The 7862-nt window shown below is 70.8% G+C and carries 8 protein-coding genes; 6 read left to right on the top strand and 2 right to left on the bottom strand.

All coding sequences use genetic code 11. The annotated features are described in order from the left end of the window. The first annotated feature begins 254 nt into the window (after positions 1–254). From K6I34_RS26600 to K6I34_RS26585, 4 genes are all read left to right on the top strand, one after another. Positions 255–836, top strand: coding sequence for a TerD family protein (locus tag K6I34_RS26600; protein WP_229329345.1), 582 nt, complete (start codon positions 255–257; stop codon positions 834–836). Between the two features lie 193 nt (positions 837–1029). Then, positions 1030–1578 (top strand): DUF6542 domain-containing protein, encoded by a 549-nt coding sequence (locus K6I34_RS26595; RefSeq protein WP_229329337.1) that lies wholly within the window; start codon positions 1030–1032, stop codon positions 1576–1578. Further along, a complete protein-coding gene (locus K6I34_RS26590) occupies positions 1571–3166 on the top strand; it encodes an LCP family protein (protein ID WP_229329335.1) in 1596 nt (531 codons plus the stop codon). Before K6I34_RS26595 ends, K6I34_RS26590 begins: the two co-directional genes overlap by 8 nt. A 313-nt stretch (positions 3167–3479) precedes the next feature. Next, on the top strand, positions 3480–4124 hold the full coding sequence (locus K6I34_RS26585) for a transglycosylase SLT domain-containing protein (protein ID WP_374231019.1): 645 nt from the start codon (positions 3480–3482) through the stop codon (positions 4122–4124). A 54-nt stretch (positions 4125–4178) separates the two neighbouring features. Here K6I34_RS26585 and K6I34_RS26580 read toward each other — a convergent pair whose 3' ends face one another. Next, positions 4179–5816 (bottom strand): M4 family metallopeptidase, encoded by a 1638-nt coding sequence (locus tag K6I34_RS26580; protein WP_229329331.1) that lies wholly within the window; start codon positions 5814–5816, stop codon positions 4179–4181. Next, complete coding sequence (locus K6I34_RS26575) at positions 5813–5953, bottom strand: hypothetical protein (protein ID WP_229329329.1); 141 nt, start codon at positions 5951–5953, stop codon at positions 5813–5815. The genes K6I34_RS26580 and K6I34_RS26575 overlap by 4 nt, the downstream gene beginning before the upstream one ends. Before the next feature lie 284 nt (positions 5954–6237). On the opposite strand from K6I34_RS26575, the gene K6I34_RS26570 reads away from it, so the two are divergent. Both K6I34_RS26570 and K6I34_RS26565 read left to right on the top strand, forming a co-directional pair. Further along, positions 6238–6654 (top strand): hypothetical protein, encoded by a 417-nt coding sequence (locus K6I34_RS26570; protein WP_229329327.1) that lies wholly within the window; start codon positions 6238–6240, stop codon positions 6652–6654. Positions 6655–6882: 228 nt separating this feature from the next. Continuing rightward, on the top strand, positions 6883–7862 hold a 980-nt coding region (locus tag K6I34_RS26565; RefSeq protein WP_229329325.1), incomplete at its 3' end, for a M48 family metallopeptidase.

Below are 7862 nucleotides of genomic sequence, written 5' to 3'. Positions count from 1 at the left end.
GGGGTGACGATGTCCATCCCGCCCTTCGCGGACGCGGGGGTGGCGGAGAGGGCGAGCGCGGCCGCGAGGATTCCGGCGACGGCGACGGCGTACGGAATTCGGTGTGTCATTTCCGGGTACCTGCTTCTGAGTTGGCGTCGGCGTGCGGGCAAGGGCGGGGGCCGGGGAATCGCGTCAGGTCCGGTACGGGCGCCCCGCGCTACAATTGCCCGATTGCGCAAGCTTTTAAATGACCCGACCTCTGGAGGTAATTCATGGGCGTGACCCTGGCCAAGGGCGGCAACGTCTCGCTGAGCAAGGAGGCCCCGGGGCTGACGTCCGTCGCGGTCGGCCTCGGCTGGCAGGCGCGCACCACCACCGGCGCCGACTACGACCTCGACGCCAGCGCGCTGCTGTGCGGGGCGTCCGGCAAGGTCGTCTCCGACCGCCACTTCGTCTTCTTCAACAACCTCGCCAGCCCGGACGGCTCCGTGCAGCACACGGGCGACGAGCTGACCGGCGGTACCGGCGCCAGTGACGACGAGACCATCAATGTGGACCTGGCGCGCGTCCCCGCCGAGGTCATCAAGATCGTCTTCCCGGTCTCCATCTACGAGGCCGACGTCCGCGGCCAGGCCTTCGGGCAGGTGCGCAACGCCTACATCCGCGTGGTCAACCGTGCGGACGGCCGGGAGCTCGCCCGCTACGACCTGAGCGAGGACGCCTCGACCGAAACGGCGATGATCTTCGGCGAGCTCTACCGCCACGCTTCCGAGTGGAAGTTCCGTGCCGTCGGACAGGGGTACGCCTCCGGTCTTCGGGGCATCGCCAGTGATTTCGGGGTCAACGTCGGCTGACCGAACGGTCCGCGAGGGTGCCGCAATACCCGTACGGTGTCGTGCTGTTCTCGGGTTTCCGGTATGCCCATCCTGTTGTCCGACCGGATGGATACGCTCGGCAGGCCCATGACCAACACTTGCTATATTGCGCAAATGAGCAAGTAGTGCGGTCGCCGCACGCGGCGGCCGCCCGTACGAATGGGGAGCACGCATGCCCGGCAGGCGGATCGAGACCCGGGGGGCCAGGGCGGGGCAGCAGGGGACGCGGCTCCGCACCGCACCCCATGCTCCTGCTCCTGCCCCGGCACGGGTCCCGGGGCCGAGAGCCGGCCGGAGACCCGGGCAGGGCTTCGACGGTTCGCTCGGCCAGGCGCCCCGGCGCGCCCTGTCGGCCTCCGGGGTGCTGCTGGTGGCGGGCACCGCGCTGGACGAGACGTTCGGCAGCGGTCTGGGCTGGATCTTCGCGACCTTCGCGGCGGCCGCCGCGGCCCTCGTGGCCGTGGCCTGCTGCGGGCCGCAGACCTGGTGGGCGTTCGCGCTGCCCCCGCTGGCCATCGCGGTGGTCGCCCTCACCGCGCGGCTCCTGCTGGACGACGCGTCGTCCACCGGGCGCAGCGACGCGGCGACATCGATGACCACCGCGTTGCACTGGGCCATCGACACCTTCCCCGCGATGGCCGCCGCCGAGGCCGCGGCGCTCGCGGTACTGACCCTCCGTGCCGTACGGTCCAGGCGATACAGGAGGGCCGTCCATGCGTGACCGATACCGTTCCGCCGACCGCACGCCGAGCCGCCGCGACAACACGCCGGGCCACCGCGACAACCGGGGCCGCGCCAGAGCCGGTCGCCCCGTGCGGGCCGCGGCGGCCGCCAGACTCGCCGTCTGCCTCACCTCGGCGGCCGTCATGCTGACCAGCGGGGTCGGCTGGTTCGCCTACCACTGGCTGAACAACGGGCTCATCACCTCCAGCGCCCTGGACGCCCTGCGCAAGGGAGCCCCGCCGAAGCTGGACGACTCGGTGAACCTCCTGCTCATCGGCCTGGACAGCCGCAAGGACATGGACGGCAACGACCTCCCCAAGGAGTTCGTCCAGCAGGAACTGCACGCGGGGTCCAGCGGGATCGGCGGCTACAACACCAACACGCTGATCCTGATGCACATCCCGGCGGACGGCGGCAAGGTCACGGCCTTCTCGATCCCCCGCGACGACTACGTCGAGGTCGCGGGCGGTCGCGGCGAGCACAAGATCAAGGAGGCGTACGGGCTCGCCAAGGCGGAGATGCAGGACAAACTCCAGACCGAGGGCGTCAAGGGCGCCGAACTGGAGCACCGCAGCCGCGAGGCCGGCCGGGAGGCCACCCTCGCCACCGTGCAGCAGTTCCTCGGCGTGCCCATCGACCACTTCGCCGAGGTCAATCTGCTGGGCTTCTACGACATCGCCAAGGTGGTGCAGCCCGTCCAGGTCTGTCTGAAGAAACCGGTCCGCGACCGCTACTCCGGCGCCGACTTCCCCGCCGGGCTCCAGGAGCTCGACGCCCGGCAGGCCCTCGCCTTCGTCCGGCAGCGCCACGGGCTGACCGGCGGCGACCTCGACCGGACCCACCGTCAGCAGGCCTTCATCTCGTCCGTCACGCACAAGCTCAAGTCCCAGGGTGTGTGGAGCGACATCGGCAAGCTCCAGGGGCTGTTCGACGTGGTCAAGAAGGACGTCGTCATCGACGACCGCTGGAACATTCTGGACTTCGCCCGGCAGGCCCCCAACCTCACCGGCGGCAACGCCGAGTTCCACACGCTGCCGATCGCCGGATTCGCCACCCGAAAGGGGGAGGCGGTCAACATCGTGGACCCCGTGAAGGTGAGGTCCCTCGTTCAGGCGATGATCGGGCACCAGGCGCCGAGCCCCGACGAGCCCGCCGCCCCGGCCCAGGCCAAGAACGGCGCCCCGCCCGCGGACGCGGCGTCCACCACGGTGGACGTGCGCAACGCCTCCGGCACCCCCGGGGCCGCGGCGAGCGAGGCGAAGGCGCTGGCCGCGCTGGGCTACCGCACGGGGCAGGTCTCCAACGCGCCGTCCTCCCGCACGACCTCCGTCGTCTACGGCAGGGGCGCGGAGGCGGCGGCCCAGCGGATCGCCGCGCAGCACGGGGTACGGGCGGTGGCGGACCCGACGCTCTCGGCGGGGCGGGTCGTGGTGACGCTCGGCGTCGGCTTCACGACGTCGCCGCCGTCGTCGGTGCCGCCGCCGTCTTCGCCGTCGTCCTCGTCTGCTTCCGCGCCTGCGGCGGTTCCTTCCGATGCGTTCCAGGGGGATGCGGTGAAGATGGGCGGCGTGCCCTGCGTCGATTGACGGGCGGGTGCGGGTTTCTTCGGCCGAGTGCGCCTACTGGGGTGCCTCTTGCGCTGCGCGCGCGGCTGCGGGTGCGTCGTGGCTGGTCGCGCTCACGCGACGGAGTCGCACGATGTCACAGCCCCGCGCCCCTTAAGCCCGGGGCTTCGCCCCGCGAGTCCACCTCCCGGTTGTGGGCATGCGTTCCGCCTGGGGCGGAACGGGTGGGCACAACCGGACCACCGGCCGCAACCGGCCACGGGGTCCGGGGCGCGAGCCCCGGTAAAGGGGGCGGCCGGGGGACAATGGGAAGCGGCCAAGGAGAGGAGCCGGTGTGCGGGGAGCGTGGAAGCGGTGGGTCGGGGGTGTCGTCGTCGCCGTGACGGCGGCTACGGCGACAGCCTGCGGCGGCGCCCATGGGTCGAGCGGTGCCCCGGAGCCCACCCGGACCGCTGTGCCCGGCCCGAGCGCGTCGAAGGCCGGCACGAATCAGGACGTCGCCCACTGGGCCCCGCAAGTCGTCGCGTACACCAAGAAGGCCGGTGTCGAGCCCCGGCTGCTCATGGCGATCCTGTACAACGAGTCGTACAAGCCGCACGACCCCGAGCTGGAGCGCGCCTGGCAGCGGCTCAAGCCGGATTCCGCGTTCGGGATAGCGAACATGCACAAGGCGGCGTTCGACGAGGCGAAGACCGGCCGGGCGTTCGCCGACCGGGACTGGCAGGACCTGCCGGACGACCCGGAGCTCGCCATCGAGGCCGCCGCGTGGCACCTGCACGACCTGGCCGGGCAGCTGCCCGCGTCCTGGACCGGCGAGTACACCAAGGACGAGCTGCTCGCCCTGGGCTACAACGCGGGCGCGGGCAACATGCTGGCCTTCTCACGGGGCGCCAAGCCGGGTACGCAGGCGCAGTCCTATCTCGACCGGCTGCACCAGAATTGGGACAAGGCGGGCGAGGCCGTCGGCCGGAAGGGGTGACGGACGGCCGCCGGGAACACATCCGGCGGCCGTCCGGTCGGTCCGTCGGGCGCGTCAGTTGACGTTGACGGCCGTCCAGGTCGCGGCGACGGCCTGGTACTCGGCGCCGCCGGAGCCGTAGAGGTCGGCCGCGGCCGAGAGCGTGGCCTGGCGGGCCGCCGCGTAGTCGGTCGTCGACGTCATGTACGTGGTCAGCGCCTTGTACCAGATGGCGAGGGCCTTGCCGCGGCCGATGCCGGACAGGGTCGACCCGTCGTAGGTCGGGCTGTTGTACGTGAAGCCGTTGATCGTCTTCGAGCCGCTGCCCTCGGACAGCAGGTAGAAGAAGTGGTTGGCGATGCCGGACGAGTAGTGCACGTCCACGTTGCCCGCGTCCGGGCTCCAGTAGTCGAGCGAGGCGCCGTCCTTGCTCGGCTGGTCCATGTAGCGCAGCGGCGTGCCGTCACCGTTGATGTTGATCTGCTCGCCGATGAGGTAGTTGGCCGGGACCTTGGGGTTGTTGGCGAAGAACTCGACGCCGGTGCCCATGATGTCGCTGGTCGCCTCGTTGAGACCGCCGGACTCACCGGCGTACTCCAGGCCGGCGGTGGCGGAGGTGACTCCGTGCGACATCTCGTGGCCCGCCACGTCGAGGGCGGTCAGCGGGTTCGCGTTGCCCTGGCCGTCGCCGTAGGTCATGCAGAAGCAGGAGTCGTCCCAGAACGCGTTCACGTAGCCGTTGCCGTAGTGGACGCGGGACGAGGACGCGACGCCGTCGTTGCGGATGCCGCTGCGGCCGAACGTCTGCTTGTAGAAGTCCCAGGTCTCCTGCGCGCCGTAGTGCGCGTCCACGCCCGCGGTCTGCCGGTTGCTCTGGCTGCCGTTGCCCCAGGTGTCCGTGGAGTTGGTGAACAGCGTGCCGCTGCCGGAGGTGCCCTGCTTCAGGTCGGTGGTGCGGTGGCCGCCGCGGGTGTTGTCGACCATCTGGTACGAGCTGCCGCTCCTGGTCGTGCCGATGGTGACCTTGCCGTTGTACTGGCCGGTGCCCGTGCCCGTCTCGATGCCGTCGAAGGAGTACAGCTTCTTGCCGGTGGTGGCGTCCGAGATGATGTGCAGCTGGCTGGGGGTGCCGTCCTTCTGGACGCCGCGCACGATCGACTCCCAGGCGAGCACGGGGGTCCCCGACGCCGCCCAGATCACCTTGCGGGAGGCGTCCGGGTCGGCCTTGGCGGACTTGACGTCCGAGGCGACGCGCAGGGCGCTCCGCTGCGCCGTCGCGGCCGGGACCTTCGGCGTGGTGGTCGGCACGGCGATCTTCTTCGAGGTCGCGCTGGTGACGCTCTTGTGCTTCCCCTTGACGTGGACGACCAGGTCGCCGCCGAGCACGGGAAGCCCGTCGTACGTACGGTCGTAACGGGTGTGCACCGTGCCGTCGGCGTCCCGGACGACATCCCGGACGACCAGCTTCTCCTTCGCCCCGAGCCCCAGCGAGCGCGCGGTGTCCGTGCTGCCGCTCTGTGCGGCGGCTATGAGCGCGGCGCGCTGGTTCGTGGAGAGGGCGGCGGCGGAGGCGGCCGGGTGCTCCGCCGCGGTGGAGGTGGCACCGGCGGAACTCGTCTGCACACCCGCCGCCACCAGGGCGGCGAGGGCGACGAGAACGGCGCTGTTTCTCGTGCGACGCGAGGTGACGACGGTGCGGGGGGTTGATCTCACGCGAACTCCTTGGGCCTGGCTGCTGGTGGCAGCCCGCTGTTCGGCGGCACGGGTGTGGCGCCGGGTATGGCGTGGGTGCAGTGGTACGAGCGGCGTTCTCCGATGTGCGCCGCGTCGAACCGAGCCGAGAGTGCCACCGATTCCGTGAACTTGGCAGGTTCACGACGAAGAGTTGGCCGTGAGTTGACCGATGGACGTACAGGCGTGTCCGATATGCGGAATCCGGCCTCTGTGGCCGGAAGCGCATCCTCGCCCGCCACGCGCGTGGTCGTCCGGACCGTCCGTGCTGGCCCGTGCGGGTGATATCTCGTCACCCGGTGACGCCGGACATCGGCCGCCGCCCCCCGGCGCGCGACCATGCCCGGGTGGGGGTTCGTACGCATCGGCCCCAGCCCAGACCGATTCCCTTTGTGGAGGTGCCGTGTACACCACCGAGCCAGTCGCCGTGCAGCTTCATCCGTCGGCCCAGGAGGACCAGTTGGCGGAGGACTACGCCAGCCTCCTCGGTACCGTCTCCCGCATCGACCAGGCCGTGCGCGACGGATCCTGGGACGCGGTGCGCGACGAGCTCGACCAGCTCATCAGCGCTGCCGAGGACATGTGGGCCACCCTCTCCGACACCGACGACGACGAGGACGGCGACCGCTACCAGGCGCCCGTGACCGTGTCCGCCGACCCGGCGACGGTCCGCAGACTCGTCGCCCTCTACTCGGAGCCCCACACGGTCGGCAGGCTGCTCCACCCGGCCGCGCCCGAGACCCTCGCCGAGCTCCCCGCACGAGGGGCCGCCGAGGGCGGGGCGGTCGTCGACGAGGGGCTGTCCGCAGTCACGTCCTGACGAGTGCCCTGACGGGACATCGGCTCTCCGGGCCTGCCACCGGGGCCCGGAGAGCCGCCGTCCGTCCCGTCACCTGGGTGGACCGCTTTCGGACATCCGCCGGAGCGGTCCGGCCGTTGTCGTCACTCTGTGCGTTTATTTCTTTGTCCACTCGAACTTATATGCGTCATACTTGGGAGCCCCCCACTCATTACGACATCTCCATTACTGTGCGAGGGCCCCTGCCCCATGGGCGTTTCCCTGCGCGCGCTGCGCGCTCTCCTGCTGCTCCTCGGCTTCTACGTCCTGGGCCTGTTCGTGCTCGGCGTATTCGTCGGCCTCGAGTTCGCCGTCTATCACTGGACGCGACCCGTCATCGCGCTGAAACTCGGCATTCCGCTGGCCCTGCTGGCCGTCCCCGTCGTACGGGGCATGTTCCTGTTCCGTACGCCCAAGGGCGAGGAGGAGAGCGGGCTCCCGGTCACCGAGGCGCAGCAGCCGCAGCTGTGGGCCACCGTGCGCGAGATCGCCGAAGCCGCGGGTACGCGGCCGCCCGACGAGATCGTTCTCATGGGCGGTGTCAACGCGGCGGTCTCCGAGGACGCCCGGCTGCTCGGGCTGCTGCCCGGGCGGCGCCGCCTCTACCTCGGCATACCCCTGATGACCGGGCTCACCGAGATACAGCTGCGTGCCGTACTGGCCCATGAATTCGGCCACTACGGCCATGCCGACACCCGCCTGATGGCCCTCACCATGCGCGGCCGCCACAGCGTCGCCCGCACCGTCAACTCCTTCCGGGAAAAGGCCGAGAAGGAAGTCGAGAAGGAAACGGCCCGCCAGGAGAAGCGCGCCGAGAAGGCCGTCCGCAAGGGCAGGAAGGCGAAAGAGGTCGACGCCTCCTGGGCCGGTGGGCGCTACCGCCAGATGGCCAGGCCTTTCGTCGCCTACGGCACGTTCTATCTCCGCGCCACCCGGAGCACCGCCCGACGCCAGGAACTCGCCGCCGACCGCACGGCCGCCCGCGTCGCGGGCCGCGACGCCGCCGCTTCCGCCCTCCGCGAGGTCGCGGTCCTGGACGCCGCCCACGACTTCTACGTCGACGGCTACGCCACCCTCGGTGTGGCCGCCGGTGTGCTGCCCCCGCACGGCCAGTACTACGGCGGCCTGCGCCACCTGCTCGCCGAGCCCGCCCGCCAGAGCGAACTGGACGGCCTGCGGCGCGACCTCCC

It is taken from the genome of Streptomyces sp. UNOC14_S4 (assembly GCF_020740835.1).
Classification (GTDB): Bacteria; Actinomycetota; Actinomycetes; order Streptomycetales; family Streptomycetaceae; genus Streptomyces.
This window is presented reverse-complemented; position numbering and strand designations above follow the sequence as displayed.

What these genes read in the sequence shown, in the direction of transcription:
- K6I34_RS26600 (WP_229329345.1), top strand. Translation starts at nt 255, where the DNA reads ATGGGCGTGACCCTGGCCAAGGGCGGCAACGTCTCGCTGAGCAAGGAG.
- K6I34_RS26595 (WP_229329337.1), top strand. Translation starts at nt 1,030, where the DNA reads ATGCCCGGCAGGCGGATCGAGACCCGGGGGGCCAGGGCGGGGCAGCAG.
- K6I34_RS26590 (WP_229329335.1), top strand. Translation starts at nt 1,571, where the DNA reads ATGCGTGACCGATACCGTTCCGCCGACCGCACGCCGAGCCGCCGCGAC.